At 59.6% G+C, this 14,894-nt stretch carries 12 protein-coding genes; 1 reads left to right on the top strand and 11 read right to left on the bottom strand.

The window, feature by feature from the left end:
• Positions 1-5: 5 nt before the first annotated feature.
• The 6 genes from C7123_RS03545 to C7123_RS03570 all read right to left on the bottom strand — a co-directional run bounded on the left by C7123_RS03545 (position 6) and on the right by C7123_RS03570 (position 6,086).
• The gene (locus C7123_RS03545) at positions 6-1,040 is read right to left on the bottom strand and encodes an efflux RND transporter periplasmic adaptor subunit (protein ID WP_037998012.1); all 1,035 of its coding nucleotides are present in this window, start codon (positions 1,038-1,040) and stop codon (positions 6-8) included.
• Positions 1,041-1,050: 10 nt separating this feature from the next.
• Entirely contained in the window at positions 1,051-2,409 is a 1,359-nt protein-coding gene (locus C7123_RS03550; protein ID WP_069175792.1) for a TolC family protein, read from the bottom strand.
• A 407-nt stretch (positions 2,410-2,816) separates the two neighbouring features.
• A complete protein-coding gene (locus C7123_RS03555; RefSeq protein WP_037985081.1) occupies positions 2,817-3,284 on the bottom strand; it encodes a copper resistance protein NlpE in 468 nt (155 codons plus the stop codon).
• A 107-nt stretch (positions 3,285-3,391) separates the two neighbouring features.
• A complete protein-coding gene (gene gltA, locus C7123_RS03560) occupies positions 3,392-4,867 on the bottom strand; it encodes an NADPH-dependent glutamate synthase (protein WP_069175793.1) in 1,476 nt (491 codons plus the stop codon).
• Between the two features lie 22 nt (positions 4,868-4,889).
• A complete protein-coding gene (locus tag C7123_RS03565) occupies positions 4,890-5,687 on the bottom strand; it encodes a sulfide/dihydroorotate dehydrogenase-like FAD/NAD-binding protein (protein WP_069175794.1) in 798 nt (265 codons plus the stop codon).
• A gap of 15 nt (positions 5,688-5,702) precedes the next feature.
• On the bottom strand, positions 5,703-6,086 hold the full coding sequence (locus tag C7123_RS03570) for a co-chaperone GroES (protein WP_069175795.1): 384 nt from the start codon (positions 6,084-6,086) through the stop codon (positions 5,703-5,705).
• Positions 6,087-6,277: 191 nt separating this feature from the next.
• On the opposite strand from C7123_RS03570, the gene C7123_RS12845 reads away from it, so the two are divergent.
• The gene (locus C7123_RS12845; protein ID WP_216820863.1) at positions 6,278-6,970 is read left to right on the top strand and encodes a hypothetical protein; all 693 of its coding nucleotides are present in this window, start codon (positions 6,278-6,280) and stop codon (positions 6,968-6,970) included.
• 115 nt (positions 6,971-7,085) lie between these two features.
• Here the strand turns inward: C7123_RS12845 and C7123_RS03575 are convergent, their stop codons facing one another.
• From C7123_RS03575 to C7123_RS03600, 5 genes are all read right to left on the bottom strand, one after another.
• A complete protein-coding gene (locus C7123_RS03575) occupies positions 7,086-8,018 on the bottom strand; it encodes an RluA family pseudouridine synthase (RefSeq protein ID WP_069175796.1) in 933 nt (310 codons plus the stop codon).
• Between the two features lie 52 nt (positions 8,019-8,070).
• Positions 8,071-9,351 carry a hemolysin family protein gene (locus C7123_RS03580; RefSeq protein ID WP_037984278.1) on the bottom strand — a complete coding sequence of 427 codons (1,281 nt, stop codon included), beginning with the start codon at positions 9,349-9,351 and terminating at the stop codon, positions 8,071-8,073.
• Positions 9,352-9,360: 9 nt separating this feature from the next.
• Entirely contained in the window at positions 9,361-10,566 is a 1,206-nt protein-coding gene (locus C7123_RS03585) for an L-serine ammonia-lyase (protein ID WP_069176417.1), read from the bottom strand.
• Positions 10,567-10,670: 104 nt separating this feature from the next.
• Positions 10,671-11,465, bottom strand: a complete 795-nt coding sequence (locus tag C7123_RS03590) for a head GIN domain-containing protein (protein ID WP_083206954.1) — start codon at positions 11,463-11,465, stop codon at positions 10,671-10,673.
• 833 nt (positions 11,466-12,298) lie between these two features.
• Positions 12,299-14,692, bottom strand: a complete 2,394-nt coding sequence (locus tag C7123_RS03600; protein WP_083206956.1) for an FtsX-like permease family protein — start codon at positions 14,690-14,692, stop codon at positions 12,299-12,301.
• Between the last annotated feature and the right edge of the window lie 202 nt (positions 14,693-14,894).

A 14,894-nucleotide genomic window follows, 5' to 3' on the forward strand; every position in this document is an offset into this window, starting at 1 on the left:
CTTGATTAATTCTTTACCACTTCCACTTGTGCGCTGTCCTTGACAGCCGACTGATACTGCCCGTCGACAACGACGTCGGCTTCGCCATCGAGGCCGGAGAGCAGCTCGTAGCGGTCGCCCAAGCGACGACCTAACTCCACCGTGCGACGCAACACGCGCCCGTCGCGGCAGACATACACGTAACGTTCGCCCGAGCCGGCTTGCTTGATGATGGCCTTATCGGGCACGACGATGCGCTCCGTCTTGCCAAGATTCAGCTTCACACGGCCAAACATGCCCGGACGCACGCGCTGATCCGCGTTAGGCAACCGCACCTCGGCTGCAAACGTGCGCGTGGTGGCGTTCACCGTCGGGTGGATCAGGTTGATGGTGCCCTCGAACGTCTCGCCGGGGTAAACATCCAGCTCCACCTCGGCCTTGGTGCCTTTGGTGATGCGCGTGAACTGACTTTCGGACACATTGATCACCAGCTTCACGGGCTGGATCTGCGCCACGGTGAGGACGGGTTGCGCGCCGTTGTACATGTCGCCATTGTCATAGTTACGGGCCGTGACGACGCCACTGATGGGACTCGTCAGCGTGGTGTTACGTTGCAGGTTGCGGTAGGCCGTTTCGCTCACATCGAGGCTCGTCTTCGAGGCCTCCCATTGCGAGCGCGACACGCCGCCCACCTTATACAGCTCGTCGATGCGGCGGAAGTCGGCGCGCAGGTTCTCCATCTGCAATTGCTGCTGGCGGAGGCTGGCGGCGTCCATCTGCACAAGCGCCTGCCCGCGGCTGACGCGGTCGCCCACCTCGACGTTGATACGCTCGATCCGTACGGGCATGGAGGGCGCGATATTGTTCGTGACCTGCGCTTCGACGGTGGCGGTATATGTCTCCACCTGCTCCACCTCTTCTCGCACGGCAGCGCCCAGCTTCACCTTCGGCAGGGCTTCCTGCTCCGTCTCTTCTGCCTGTTTACCTCCGCCCGAGCAGGCTACGATAGCCGCCGCAAGCAGCAGGGCGACTGCCGATCGTATGATTATTTCTCTCTTCATTGTTGTTCTATTATTTCTGATTTATCGTGTGTTCGAGGTCGTTATTCCCCAGCGTCTTCTCCAGATCGGCGCGGGCGGTGAGGTAGTCGTAGATGGCTTGGCGATAGGCCAGCTCGGCCTGTGTGAGTGCCACCTCGGCGTCGTTGAGTTCGAGGATAGTGCCCATGCCCACCTCGTAGCGTTTGCGGGCGATCAGCCGACCTTTCTCCGCCTGGGCCACGCCCTCGCGGTTGCTGGCCTGCTGTTCATAAGCCGCTGCCATCTTGTCTCGAGCGTTTTGTACGAGCATACCGAGCTGACGTTCGGCGTTGAGGCGTGTCTCGCGGAGCTGCTGCATTTGCAGGCGCACCTTGCGCAGCTTCGGGTAGTTCGAGGCCTTGAAGAGCGGAATGTTGACGCTCAACGCGACGAGCGAATAGGGATACCAGGAGTAGTTGCGAATGCGAAAGTTGTTGTTCATCGAGCTATACGAGTAGCTGTAGGAGGCGCCGATGGTGGGCAGGAAGTTGGCCTTCGTCAGGCGTTCGTTGTGGCTGAGTAGCTCCAAGTTGAGGTCTAACTGGCGTAGATCGCTGTTGTTTTCCAGCGTCTCGGCGATGGGCTGATCGGGCTTCATGGCCGATTCATAATCCGCCAGACTGCCGCGGGCAGCGATGATGGGTTCGCCAGCCACCCCGAGCAACACACGCAGTTGCAGACCCGCCAGCGCCACACCGTTACCTGCCGAGACGAGCCCCGGCTTGAGACTGCGCACCTGCACATCGGCGCGGATACGGTCGTACTCGCTGACGCTCCCCAGCGTGAAGCGTTCGTTGACGATGCGGAGGTTGGCCTCGGCCTGCGCATAGGCTTCTTGCAGCACACGGTAGCTATCCTGCGCCAGAAGCAGCTGGTAGAAGGCCTTCGTGACCTCGTTGACCATGCCGATGCGTGATGCACGCGCCTTCTCCACGGCCAACTCGATGTCCGCCTCCGTAAGCCGGATGCTGCGGTAGAGCGCGGGTGCAAAGAGGGGCAGGTTGATGGATAAGCCGGCCGAGTAGGAGTTGTCCGTACCCATTTGAATCTTGGTGGACTGTCCGCCGAACTCCATGACCATCGTTTGCTTCTTGAGCGTGCGCGAGTAGGAGGCGCTGAGCGAGGCCTCAGGCAGCAGTCCGGCACGCGCTTCGCGTCGGGCTTCTTTTTTGATTTCGACGTCGTAATCCGCCACGCGGACGGTGGGATTTTCGGTGAGGGCGATTTGAATCGCTTCGTCTAATCGGAGGCGCAGCGTGTCAGGCGCCTGCGTCGTCTCCACGTCTTGCGCTGAAAGGCCGGACAGCCACGGCGTAAGGCAAACGAGGAAGAGGATCTTGTGGAATGACATATAGTATAATGTGTATGTAGCGGGAAAATGGAGGAGGCGAGGTTCTTCCCCAGTGAATCGGGGCTGCAAAGAAAGACAGAACTTAGATCAGTTCACAGCTTCCACCAAAATGCAATGCCTTTTGCTCCCTGCGCAACGCAGAGCCCGAAAGAGACCCTTTTTTGCTCCATGCGTAACGCAGGGCTCCGAAAGAGACCCTTTTTTGCTTCCTGCGTTGCGCAGGGCTCCGAAAGAGACCCTTTTTTGCTCCCTGCGTTACGCAGGGCTCCAAAAGACACCCTTTTTTGCTCCCTGCGCAACGCAGAGCCCGAAAGACGATGCTTTTCAGTTTGGCGCAAACAAAAAAAGCGTGCAGACCGTCGCGGCCCGCACGCTTTCAAGCATGTTATCGTTGAAATCAAAAATCCTTATGCCGGTTGCTTCTTGGTCAGGACATACTTGTCAGCGTTCTCAGCAGCCTTGGCGCCATCGTCGCCTACGACTACCACGTTGTCGCCCTCAATCAGCAGCTTGCGGAAGCTCAGTGCATCGGCATTCTCCAGCGTGATAATGCCGCTTGCAGGATCCCAAGTGAAGCTACCTGCAGCCTCGCTGTGGCCACCGTCCTTCTTACCCTTGGCGTCTTGCGTCACCTTGTAGGTCATGTCGCCCATCAGTTCTACGGTCGTCTCCAGACCGCTGCAATCTGCGCAGGGCAGTGTGCCGGCGTATGCGCCTACCTTATCAAATGCAGGTGCCGGAGCCTCAGCGGGCTGCTCAGCTACCATTGCGCTGTCCGCATTTTCTGCGTTCTCAGCGTTCTTCGCGTTTTGGTTACACGATACGAATCCCAGCGTCAAAGCTGCGATTCCACAATAAAGCAATTTCTTTTTCATACCTGTAGCAATTAAAAAAACATAGAATCAAAATTCGCTATATGAAACAGCCCCACCGTTGGATTGTTTTGGGCACTCCTCAAGAAAGGCTGCTTTTTACATTTAATTCACGATTTGTGCTCCTGCAAGGCTTCGTCCATTGCGGCAGCAGCGCGCCGCCCGTCACCCATAGCAAGGATCACCGTAGCGCCGCCGCGCACGATGTCGCCGCCGGCGTAGACATCCGCAAGCGACGAACGCATGTCTGCCTCACCTACAATGATCGTGCCCCGTTTCGAGATCTCCAATCCTGCGAAGGCCTGCGGGATGAGTGGGTTGGGCGAAACACCCACACTGACGATCACTTCGTCCACGTCGATTGTTTCCACTGCACCCTCCACTGGTACCGGTCGGCGCCGCCCCGAAGCGTCGGGTTCACCCAGCTCCATGCGTTGGAGGCGCATGTGCTTCACACGTCCGTTCTCGTCGCCAAGGTATTCGATCGGGTTATGGAGCGTCAAGAACTCCACGCCCTCTTCCTTGGCGTGCTTCACCTCCTCGATGCGTGCAGGCATCTCCTCTTCGCTGCGGCGATAGACGATCATGGCGCGGGCAGCACCGAGGCGGCGCGCCGTGCGTACAGAGTCCATCGCCGTGTTGCCGCCACCAATCACAGCCACGTGCTTGCCCTTGAAGACAGGCGTATCGGCGTCCGTCGAAGCGGCGTGCATGAGATTCACGCGGGTGAGGTATTCGTTGGACGACATGACGCCGATCAAGTTCTCGCCCGGGATGTTCATAAAGTTCGGCAGACCGGCTCCACTGGCTACGAAGATGCCGCGGAAGCCGTCGGCGTGCAGATCGTCGTAGCTGATCGTCTTGCCTACGATGCAGTTCGTGATGAATTGCACGCCCATCTTCCGCAGCCCGTCAATCTCCACCTCCACGATGCGATTCGGCAGACGGAACTCGGGGATACCGTACTTCAACACACCGCCGATCTCGTGAAGCGCCTCAAAGACGGTTACGTCATAGCCGCGCTTGGCCATGTCGCCAGCAAAAGACAGCCCCGCTGGGCCCGATCCGACGACGGCGATCTTAATGCCCTTCGATGGCGCACACTCAGGGACGGCTATCTGTCCACTCTCGCGCTCATAGTCGGCGGCAAAGCGCTCCAAGTAACCGATGGCCACGGGCGCCTTCTTCATCTTCACATGCACGCAGCGACTTTCACACTGCTTCTCCTGCGGACAGACGCGGCCACAGACGGCTGGCAGTGCGCTTGTTTCTTTCAGCACGCGGGCAGCCTCGAGGAAGTTGCCGCGCTCGATATTCTTAATGAATGAGGGGATCTGTATGCTCACCGGGCAACCCTCCATGCAGGTCGGCGTCACGCAATCGAGGCAACGCTGCGCCTCACGTAAGGCCTGCTCCTCGGTCAGGCCTTGGTTCACCTCTTCGTTGTTATGGCTGCGATAATCGGGGTCGAGCTCGTTCATCTCCACCCGATGGATGGCGGTGCGTTCCTTGGCTTTCATGCCCTGTCGAAGTTCCTCGCGCCACGATTCGGCGCGACGGTCGGCGACGGTCGGTATGGTTTCCATGCTGTCTATCGTTTCTGGCGTTCTACTTCTGTTCCTCCTCCTTGTAAGAGCGAAGGCGCATCATCATCTCGTCAAAGTCCACCTGATGGGCGTCGAACTCGGGGCCGTCGACGCAGACGAACTTCGTCCGTCCGCCGACCGTCACACGACAGGCGCCGCACATGCCCGTGCCGTCCACCATGATGGTGTTGAGTGAGGCCACGGTCGGGATCTCGTATTTCTTCGTTAGGGCTGCGACGAACTTCATCATCACGGCTGGCCCGATGGTTACGCAGAGGTTGACGGACTCGCGTTGGATCACAGACTCAACGCCCTGCGTGACGAGTCCCTTGGTGCCATACGACCCATCATCCGTCATAATGATCACCTCGTCTGAGCAGGCGCGCATGCGGTCTTCAAGGATGATCAAGTCCTTCGTGCGAGCGGCCAGCACCACAATCACGCGGTTACCAGCCTTATGGAAGGCCTCCACGATAGGTAGCAAAGGCGCTACGCCGACGCCTCCACCGGCGCAAACAACAGTGCCCACGCGCTCAATGTGGGTAGCCTGCCCGAGCGGCCCGACAACGTCCGTCACCGCGTCGCCCTCATCGAGGGCGCAGAGCTTCTTCGACGATCGCCCGACGGCTTGCACCACCAGCGTGATCGTGCCCCGCGATGTATCCGCGGAAGCGATGGTCAGCGGAATGCGCTCGCCTTGCTCCCCTACGCGTACGATGACGAAATGTCCCGCCTTGCGCGACCGTGCGATCAGCGGAGCCTCGACTTCGAGCTTCACCACATGGGGTGAGAAATGTTCCTTGCTTACGATTCTGTTCATATCACGTAGTCCTATTCATTCAAACAAATCCTTGTCGCGCACCAACATGAGGATGGCGGAGTGGGGCAGGATGAGAAACTTCTCCTGATTGATGCTTACCTCATAAGCGGCGCTCTGCATGTAGACGGCCAAGTCGCCCTCATGGGCTTGCAGGGAGATGTAGGCGCTGCGGTTGTCCTTCTTCTTCCACGCCTCGTCCTCGTCCACGTGCGAGGGCTGCGGATAACCCGGTCCGGTGCGGATCACATAGCCCGTCTGTAGCTTTTCGCCTTCCTGCACCAAGGGCGGAAGGAGCAGCCCGGACTTCGTCTTCACCTGCGGATTCGTCGGCTTGACCAGCACCTTGTCGCCTACCATCAAAAACTTGTCAAACTCTTTACTGTCTATCGACAACTGCATTTCTTTTCTCTCTTACATAAATACGTATAGGCCCTGCGGCCCTTGGGCGCGCAAAAGTAGAAGAAAGGACTTACGGGCGCTGGTCGCCCTTGAAATCCGGAGTTCTAACTGAACGTGTGTTCGACGAAAGAATGAGGTTCCTTATTTCTGGAGAATGTCTTGGATAGCGCACTGTGACAGCCAAAGTGTTTTTGGAAACGCTTGCAACACTGTTGCAAGTCCCACAAAAAACTTTCTGGCGTTTGCAACACTGTTGCAAGTCCCACGAAAAACTTTTTGGAGTTTGCAACACTGTTGCAAGTCTCTCGAAAAACTTTCTGGCGTTTGCAACACTGTTGCAAGTCCCACGAAAAACTTTCTGGCGTTTGCAACACTGTTGCAAGTCTCACGAAGAACTTTTCGGCGTTTGCAACACTGTTGCAAGTCCCACGAAAAACTTTTTGGCGTTTACAACACTGTTGCAAGTCTCTCGAAAAACTTTCTGGAGTTTGCAGGAACGCTGCAAAGGCCTCGAAAAACTTTCTGGAGTTTGCAGGAACGCTGCAAAGGCCTCGAAAAACTTTTTGGAGTTTGCAGGAATGCTGCAAAGGCCTCGAAAAACTTTCTGGAGTTTGCAGGAATGCTGCAAAGGCCTCGAAAAACTTTCTGGAATTTGCAGGAATGCTGCAAGTGCTTCGAAAAACTTTTTGGCGTTTGCAGGAACGCTGCAAAGACCTCGAAAAACTTTCTGGAGTTTGCAGGAACGCTGCAAGCATTTCCAAAAACGTTTTGGCCCTCGCGTGACTTCCGTGGAAGCTCTCTGCTTACATCGGACTCACGTTAACCGTAAGCGGGTACCCACTCTGGGGCACGTTCGTCTGTCTAATCGTCAACTGGAGTCCTAAACGCATCGCAGAGTGGGCGTCGACTGACAATTAGACATAATCTCTCAGCAATCTTGTCACCTCAAAACTGACATTTAGGCGTAAAACACACCGCATGGGGTGCCTAAACGACTTCCTACTCGCGATCGCGCACTTGGGCGGAAAAGACGGTGGGAATGGGCGTATCGAAACGCATCTCACGACCCGTCTCGGGGTGGATGAACCACAGCCGACAGGCGTGCAGCATGAGACGCTCCGCGGGATCGGTCTGGGCGCCGTATTTAGGGTCTCCAGCAATGGGGTGACCGAAGGCTTCCATCTGCGCACGGATCTGATTCTTGCGGCCAGTCTCGAGCGTGAACTCCACCAAGGCACAGTCGCTCGCGGCCTTGAGGACGCGATAGTGCGTGACGGCCTCCTTGCCATGCAGGGCGTCAGTGCAATAGACCTTCATGCGACTGTTTTCAGCGAGGAAGTTCCGCAGCGTGTCCTCCGCAGGCTCTGGCACACCCTCGACAACAGCCACGTATGAGCGCCGTGTGACGATGTCGGCCCATCCCTCCCGCATCTTCTCCTGCACGCCTTTGTTGCGGGCGAACATCATCAGGCCGGATGTGCCGCGGTCGAGGCGGTGGAGGACAAAGATTCGGTTCCTCGGGTCTTGCTCGCGGACGTAGGCCGAGAGGATGGCCCAGGCGGTGCGCTCCTGCGCCACGGAGTCGGAGACGGAGAGCAAGCCGTCACGCTTGTCGATGACGATGAGCGATTCGTCCTCCCAGACGATCCTGAGGTAGGGGCTATTGAAGGCGGGGCGGCCGCGCTCATGACTGATGAGGACGGTATCGCCGGGACGGAGCGGCATGTCGAAATGGGTCGTGACCCGTCCGTTGACCCAGATCTGCCCGTGGCGCAGGAGGCTCTTGACGGCGCTCCGGCTGCGGTCGGTGAGGTGAGCAAAAAGGAAGGGCAAGAGGGGCGAAGCCTCGCGTACGGTGACGCGTTGGCCACGCGGCTGACGGTCGTCGGGCTGGGCGCCCCGGTGGGGGCGGAAGGTTCGGTTCGATTTCATTCGATGAGGGGGCGTTTGAGGATGTTATGGGTTTAGTTATGCGCGGAGACCATCAGGTGTTCGCCACGGGATGCTTCTTGACCAGCACTTTGTCGATGCGGGCGCGATCCATGTCGACAATCTCGAAGTCGAAGCACTGCCAGCTGAACGTGTCGCCCGTTTTGGGCACGCGCTCAAGCAGCTCGAGGATCAGGCCGCTGAGGGTGTTGTAGTCGTAGTCGGCATAGAGATCCTCCATGTCGAAATACTCGAGGAAGTTGTAGAAGGAGTATTGTCCGTCGACGAGCCAACTGCCATCGGCGCGCTGCTTGATCTCTAACTCCTCGTCCACGTCGGGCAATTGACCAATGAGTGCCTCCACAATATCGGCCAGTGTGACGAGCCCCTGCACGCCACCAAATTCATCGGTGACGATGCCGTACTTCACTCGCGCTTGTTTGAACTGTTCGAGGGCGTTGTAGACGCTCTGGCTCTCGGGGACGAACTGTGCCGGACGGAGCACCTGCTGCAGCGTGAAGTCGGGCTGATCAATGCGCCCGAATAAATCCTTGAGGAAGACCACGCCGACAATGTTGTCGAAGCGTTCCGAGGCTACGGGGTAGACGTTGTAAAGGTTCTCCTTGACCTTCCGACGGATGGCGTCCATGCCGTCCTGCATGTTGAGCCAAATGAGGTCGCTGCGGTGGGTCATGATCGAGCCGACGTCGCGGTCGCCGAGGGTGAAGACGCGCTCCACGATGTCCTGCTCCACGTCTTGCACCTCGCCGCTGTCGAAGCCTTCTTGCACGACGGCCCGAATCTCCTCCTCGGTCACCTTATTCTCGCCCGTGCGATTGAGCCCGAGCAGGAGGATCACGCCCTGCGTACTCTTCGAAAGCACCCATACGATCGGCGAAGCCACCTTGGAGAGGATGTCCATCGGCCGAGCCACAAGTTCGGCCACCTGCTCAGCGAAATTCATTCCGATACGCTTCGGCACAAGCTCACCGAGCACAAGCGTGAGGTAGGTGACAATGACAACGATCGTCAGCTTGGATATCCCGACCGCATAAGGCTCAAGCCCCGGCACACGGGCGAGCACACCGGCCAGATCTCGGGCGAAAGCCTCGCCAGAGAAGAGACCCGTGAGGATGCCGATGAGCGTAATGCCGATCTGGGTGGTGGAGAGGAACTGATCGGGCTTCTGGGCCAGGTCTAGGGCCTTCTGCGCCGAGCGCTTGCCCTTCTTGACCTGCGATTCGAGTCTGGCTTTGCGGGCCGATACGAGCGAGATCTCGGCCATCGAAAGCAGTCCGTTGAGGAGGATGAGTCCGAGGATGAGAATGATTTCCATAAGGCAGGGTTAGAGGATTGCGTTCTTGGCCAGCCCTCCCTCGGAGGTCTCTTTGTAGAGGCTGGGGATGTCGTGGCCCGTCTCTTTCATGACTTCCACCACGCGGTCGTAGCTGACGCGGTGTTTGCCGTCGGAGTAGACCGCATAGACGTTCGCGTCGAGGGCGCGCGCGGCGGCCACGGCGTTGCGCTCGATGCAGGGCACTTGCACGAGGCCGCAGACGGGGTCGCAGGTGAGGCCGAGGTGATGTTCGAGGGCCATCTCGGCCGCATATTCGATCTGTCCCGGGGTGCCGCCGAAGAGCTGACAGGCGGCTGCGGCGGCCATGGCGCAGGCCACGCCGACCTCCCCCTGGCAACCCACCTCTGCGCCGGAGATCGAGGCGTTCTCCTTGGCGATGTTTCCAAACAAACCGGCCGTCGCTAAGGCCCGCAGGATGCGGATTTCTCGGGATTCGTGTGCCTTAGCGATGTGATAGAGCACGGCGGGCAGCACGCCGCTGGAGCCGCATGTGGGCGCAGTGACGATGCGGCCGCCCGAGGCGTTCTCTTCGGACGTGGCCAAGGCGTAAGCATAGATGTGGCCGCGCGAATTGAGGCTGCCGATGTAACCCTTGGCCTTGACGTAGTACGTGGCGGCTTTGCGGCGCACACCGATGCCGCCGGGCAGGACGCCCTCGTTGTTCAACCCCCGTTCGATGCCCGCGCACATGACCTGCCAGACCTCCCGGAGGTAGTCCCAGATGCCCGCGCCCTCACATTCCTCGACGTACTCCCAATAGGTGCTGCCCTCGCGTTCGCAGCGGGCGAGGATGTCGGCGATGGTGGTCAGGGGGTAGATGTCGGGCGTCGTTTCGGCGCGCGAATGGCCGTCGGAGAGGGCTCCGCCGCCGATGCTGTAGACGGTGCGGCTGAGTGCGACGGTCTCTCCGTCGGCCTCGAGGGCCTCGAAGCACATGCCGTTCGGATGGAAGGGGAGTACGACGTCCGGGCGCCAGACGATCTCCGTCGGCGCGAGGGGTTGAAGCACTTGGAGGATGGCTTGGTCGGTCAAGTGACCGCGTCCGGTGGCAGCCAGGCTGCCGTAGAGGGTGACACGGAAGGCGTGTGCGCCGGGCGAGTCCGCGGCGAAGGCTCGGGCGGCCCGTTGGGGGCCCATCGTATGGCTGCTGGAGGGCCCGTTACCAATCTTGTAAAGTTCTCTGAGCGATTTCATAAAGGGCGGCAAAGATAGGAGGAGGGCTTTGTCGGGCAACTGTCCGTCGCCACGAGCAAAGCCCCCCATGCGGCCCCCGAAGGGCCATCCTATCGGCTGCTTCTTCAGCGCCGACGCTTGACACTGGACGAGACGTCGTCCGACGTCGTCGCCTGGCAGTCCCCCGAGTAGCGCACGTCGGAGCCGCCCGAGGCTGAGGCGGTCAGATGGCCCGTGCAGAGCACCGTGGCGTCGCTCCCGCCGCTGGCTGAGAGCTCATAGTCGCCGACCTCGAAGCGCTTGGCGTCCATGTCTGATCCGCCGGAGAGGTCCACTTGGCACTCCTTGGCGCTGCCGGAGAGCGCGAGATCGGAGCCGCCCGAGGCCTCGAAGCGGCAGGTCGTAGCGGTCACTTCGCCCTTGAAGTCCGAGCCGCCGCTGCAAGCCACGTCAAGCTCATTGACCGTGACCTTGCCCTTAAAATCCGATCCGCCGGAGCATCCGATCTCCAGCGAGCTGCCGCGCAGCATGACCTGATCGGCCCAAATGTCGCTGCCACCCGACGCCCGGAGCCGCGTGAGGGTGCCCGTGTTGGGCACGATGACCTTCATCGGTCCCGGACCGAACCACCCGAGGAGTGAGGGCCGCAGACGGATATTCAGTTCGCCACCCTCCACCTCCGTGAGGATCTGATCTTGCATCTTTTCACTGGCCACGACCACGATTTGGCCCGCCTTCAGTTCGTCGGAGAGTACCACATCGATGCCGCCGCCCGTTTGGATGGCCGTGTAGGCAGCCACCTCACGCGTTTGTTCCACGGACGGGCCCTTTTCGCGTCGCAGTCCGCGGGCGATGCATCCCGTTGTCACAAGTAAGGCAGCCGCAGCCACCAAGCTGATCTTCACTGTTCTTGATTCCATATTCGTTATACGTTAGGTTGTTTCTACTCATTGAGACGCACTTGCGCGTCGTTTGTTACAGTTTTCTCTGAAAAAAATTATAGGGGCCGCTGACCCGAAGGCGCTATCGTTGGAAACCATTTTGGGAGCCAATGACCCGAAGGTGCTACCGTCGGGAACCATTTCAAGAGCCAATGACCCGAAGGCGCTGCCGTTGGGAACCATTTCAAGAGCCAATGACCCGAAAGCGCTACCGTCGGAAAACATTTTTGGGGCCAATGACCCGAAGGCGCTGCCGTTGGAAACCATTTTAGGGGCCGCTGATGCAAAGACACTACCGTCGGACTCTCCAACGAGGCGTCTTTTTGCTCAGACGCCCCAAATGGACTCTCCAACGGGGCGTCTTTTTGCTCAGACGCCCCAAATGGACTCTCCAACGGGGTGTCTTTTTGCTCAGACGCCCCAAATGGACTCTCCAACGGGGCGTCTTTTTGCTCAGACACCCCCAATGGACTCTCCAACGGGGCGTCTTTTTGCTCAGACACCCTCAATGGACTCTCCAACGAGGTGTCTTTTTGCTCAGACACCCCAAATGGACTCTCCAACGGGGCGTCTTTTTGCTCAGACGCCCCCAATGGACTCTCCAACGAAGCGTCTTTTTGCTCAGACGCCCCAAATGGACTCTCCAACGGGGTGTCTTTTTGCTCAGACGCCCCAAATGGACTCTCCAACGAGGTGTCTTTTTGCTCAGACACCCTCAATGGACTCTCCAACGGGGTGTCTTTTTGCTCAGACGCCCTCGTCGTAAAATTTTTCACCATCGGCAGCCTCTCATTCGCCTTCAAAATGGACACTTATTCGAGCTTCAACGTGTCCACAGGGTTGATCGTAGCGGCGCGCCAGCTCTGCCACGAGACGGCGGCCACCGAAATGACCAGCACACCGAGGCCCGTGAGCCCAAAGAGCCACCAGTCGAGGGGCGCCGGAGCGGCGAAGTTCTCCAGCCAGCGCGTCATCAGCAGGTAGGCGGCGGGTGCGGCCAGGAGGAAGGCCACGCCGATCCAGAGGACGAACCGGTAGTTGAGCATACGGACGATGTCCGACGGTCGCGCGCCGTTGATCTTGCGGATGCCGATCTCCTTCGTCCGCCGGCGGATGACAAACGCCATGACGATGATCAGCCCCAGCGTCGCAACGGCCAGGCAAAGCGCCGCGAAGATCCGCGTGAGGCGCTCGGCGTAGCGTTCGCTGGCATAGACGCCGTCGTAGACGTCGCTGAGGTAGGTGTACTGCGCGGGGTAGCCCGGATTCACGGCCGCCCAGACGCGCCGAAAACTGTCAAGCGCCTCGTCCCTGCGGTCCGGATCGAGCCGCACCATGAGGCAATGCTGGAAAAAAGCACGGTGGACGACCAGCAGCGGCTGGGTGACCTCGAACGAGGTGGTGTAATTGAAGTCGTCCGTGACGCCCACGATCGTGCCGCGGTCAATATAGTCCAGCCCGCCGTTGCCGGTTCGGATGCGCAGCTGCTGGCCGATGGCCTCGTCGGGCGTGCGGAAACCAAGCGCCTCGGCCGCGCTGCGGTTCACGATATACTGCTCCGATCCGTTGTCCGTGCGGTGGCCCTGGGCGGCGGCGACCAGCATGCGCTCCTCCTCATCGGCCGTGTGGTGCAGTCGCCCGAAGGCTTCGCCGGCCACGGGGCGGAGTCGAAAGAAGGGCAGGAAGTCGTCGCCCACCACCAGCACAGCGAGGCGGCGCACGTTGTCCTCGCTCTCGCCTTCTTTTTGCACCATCACCCCGTCACGGATGGCAGATCCGGGCAGCTGCATGGCCGTCGTCACGGCCTCGATACCCGGTTGCTTCAGCAGTTCGGAGCGCAAGAGCCCGAAGCGCCGCGTGACGTCGATCGGTTGCGACTGCATGACGAGCACGGCCGGCTCTCGTCCGCCCACTTGCGAGCTGCGGATCCGCCCCACCTGTCGCGAGATGCACACACTGACGATCGTCACGAAAAGCACAATGGCATACTGCCCAATAAGCATGTATTTGACGCCCGACAGCGCCACGCCCCCACCGCGCGGATCGGCCCGCATGCTCAGGAACCGCGTGGACGACATCCGCGCAACGACTGGCACTACGGAGACGCCCACGACGATCGCCACGAACGCCGCGCTCATCCCCACGACCACGCCGACAGGGACCGCTCCGGCCCATCGCGCCGCCACGACCTGCGCCAACCCCCATCCGGCGGCCACCGCCAGCCCTCCGACGACGCCGGCGATCATCATCTCGTCGATGAGCACCCGACGCGACGAGGCGCCATTCAGCCTCAGCAGTTGGTAATAGCGTCGGTTGAAGGCGAAGATCAGTCCGGCGTTAAGCCAGAGGTTGAAGAGGACGATCACGAGCAGCATGACGTTAGCGCCGGCAATGAGGTAGAGGTAAAGGATGTTTCCGTTGGGCTCGTGTTCGCGTTGGAAGTGGCTGCGCAGGTGGATGTCGGTGAGGGGGAAAAGCATCGGGCTCTCGGGCCGCGGATCGTCCGTAGCGCCCAGCCGGCGCATGTTGGCGGCGATGCCTCGTGCGACGGCGTCCGGGCGTGTGCCGGGGCTAAGCAGCAGGTAGACGTAGGTGAACATGCCCGCATCCTCGTCCGGCAGCCGCACGAACAGGTCGGAGTGGAAGTGCGACGTCTCAGGCAGATCTTCATACACACCGCCCACGAACATCTGGCGGTCGGCATACAGTCGTCCACCAGCCAGCGTCAGCTCACGCCCCACGGCCGACGCCTCGCCGAAGAGTCGGCGGGCATAGCTGCGACTGATCAGGACCTTGTCGGGCGTGTCGAGCGCCGTGCGGGGATCGCCGTCGATCAGTCGGAGGTCGAAGACGTCGAGGAAGTTTCCGCTCACGAAGTAGAAGGGTCCGGGCAGGTCGATGTGGCCCTCGTGGCGGATCTCGCAGCCGTCGGCCTTGTACATCCGCACCACAGACTCAATGCCGCTGACGCCCGCCGTCCGCGCGTCGGCCGTCTCAAAGCCATGAATACGCACGTCGACGGGCTCGCCCTCCGTGCGCAGCGAGAGCCGATAGATGCGGTCGGCCTTCGTGTGGAAGCGATCGTAGCTGCATTCGTAAGCCACGTAGGCATACGACAAGAGCATGCAAGCAAAGACCACCGCTAGCCCCGCCACGTTCACCATGCGCAGGGACTTGCTTTTTAGTAATCGTCTCAGAAGGATCATATGAGAAGCTGTTTTGAATTTATTGAGTGATCATTTTAAGAAGCCATTTGGTCGGAGCTTTCCCTCTTCTATTTCGGGTCTATCGAGGCCTGTTTCTGCCCTTTTGTCCCATCATTAATCCTCACATAGCTCGCTATGCTCGTCTAATGATGAAACAAAATCATCAGAAACATACTCCCGATAGCCTCCGAAATAAATTCCA

The organism is Tannerella serpentiformis, from assembly GCF_003033925.1.
Taxonomy (GTDB): domain Bacteria; phylum Bacteroidota; class Bacteroidia; order Bacteroidales; family Tannerellaceae; genus Tannerella; species Tannerella serpentiformis.

What these genes read in the sequence shown, in the direction of transcription:
- C7123_RS03545 (WP_037998012.1), bottom strand. Translation starts at nt 1,040, where the DNA reads ATGAAGAGAGAAATAATCATACGATCGGCAGTCGCCCTGCTGCTTGCG.
- C7123_RS03550 (WP_069175792.1), bottom strand. Translation starts at nt 2,409, where the DNA reads ATGTCATTCCACAAGATCCTCTTCCTCGTTTGCCTTACGCCGTGGCTG.
- C7123_RS03555 (WP_037985081.1), bottom strand. Translation starts at nt 3,284, where the DNA reads ATGAAAAAGAAATTGCTTTATTGTGGAATCGCAGCTTTGACGCTGGGA.
- gltA (WP_069175793.1), bottom strand. Translation starts at nt 4,867, where the DNA reads ATGGAAACCATACCGACCGTCGCCGACCGTCGCGCCGAATCGTGGCGC.
- C7123_RS03565 (WP_069175794.1), bottom strand. Translation starts at nt 5,687, where the DNA reads ATGAACAGAATCGTAAGCAAGGAACATTTCTCACCCCATGTGGTGAAG.
- C7123_RS03570 (WP_069175795.1), bottom strand. Translation starts at nt 6,086, where the DNA reads ATGCAGTTGTCGATAGACAGTAAAGAGTTTGACAAGTTTTTGATGGTA.
- C7123_RS03575 (WP_069175796.1), bottom strand. Translation starts at nt 8,018, where the DNA reads ATGAAATCGAACCGAACCTTCCGCCCCCACCGGGGCGCCCAGCCCGAC.
- C7123_RS03580 (WP_037984278.1), bottom strand. Translation starts at nt 9,351, where the DNA reads ATGGAAATCATTCTCATCCTCGGACTCATCCTCCTCAACGGACTGCTT.
- C7123_RS03585 (WP_069176417.1), bottom strand. Translation starts at nt 10,566, where the DNA reads ATGAAATCGCTCAGAGAACTTTACAAGATTGGTAACGGGCCCTCCAGC.
- C7123_RS03590 (WP_083206954.1), bottom strand. Translation starts at nt 11,465, where the DNA reads ATGGAATCAAGAACAGTGAAGATCAGCTTGGTGGCTGCGGCTGCCTTA.
- C7123_RS03600 (WP_083206956.1), bottom strand. Translation starts at nt 14,692, where the DNA reads ATGATCCTTCTGAGACGATTACTAAAAAGCAAGTCCCTGCGCATGGTG.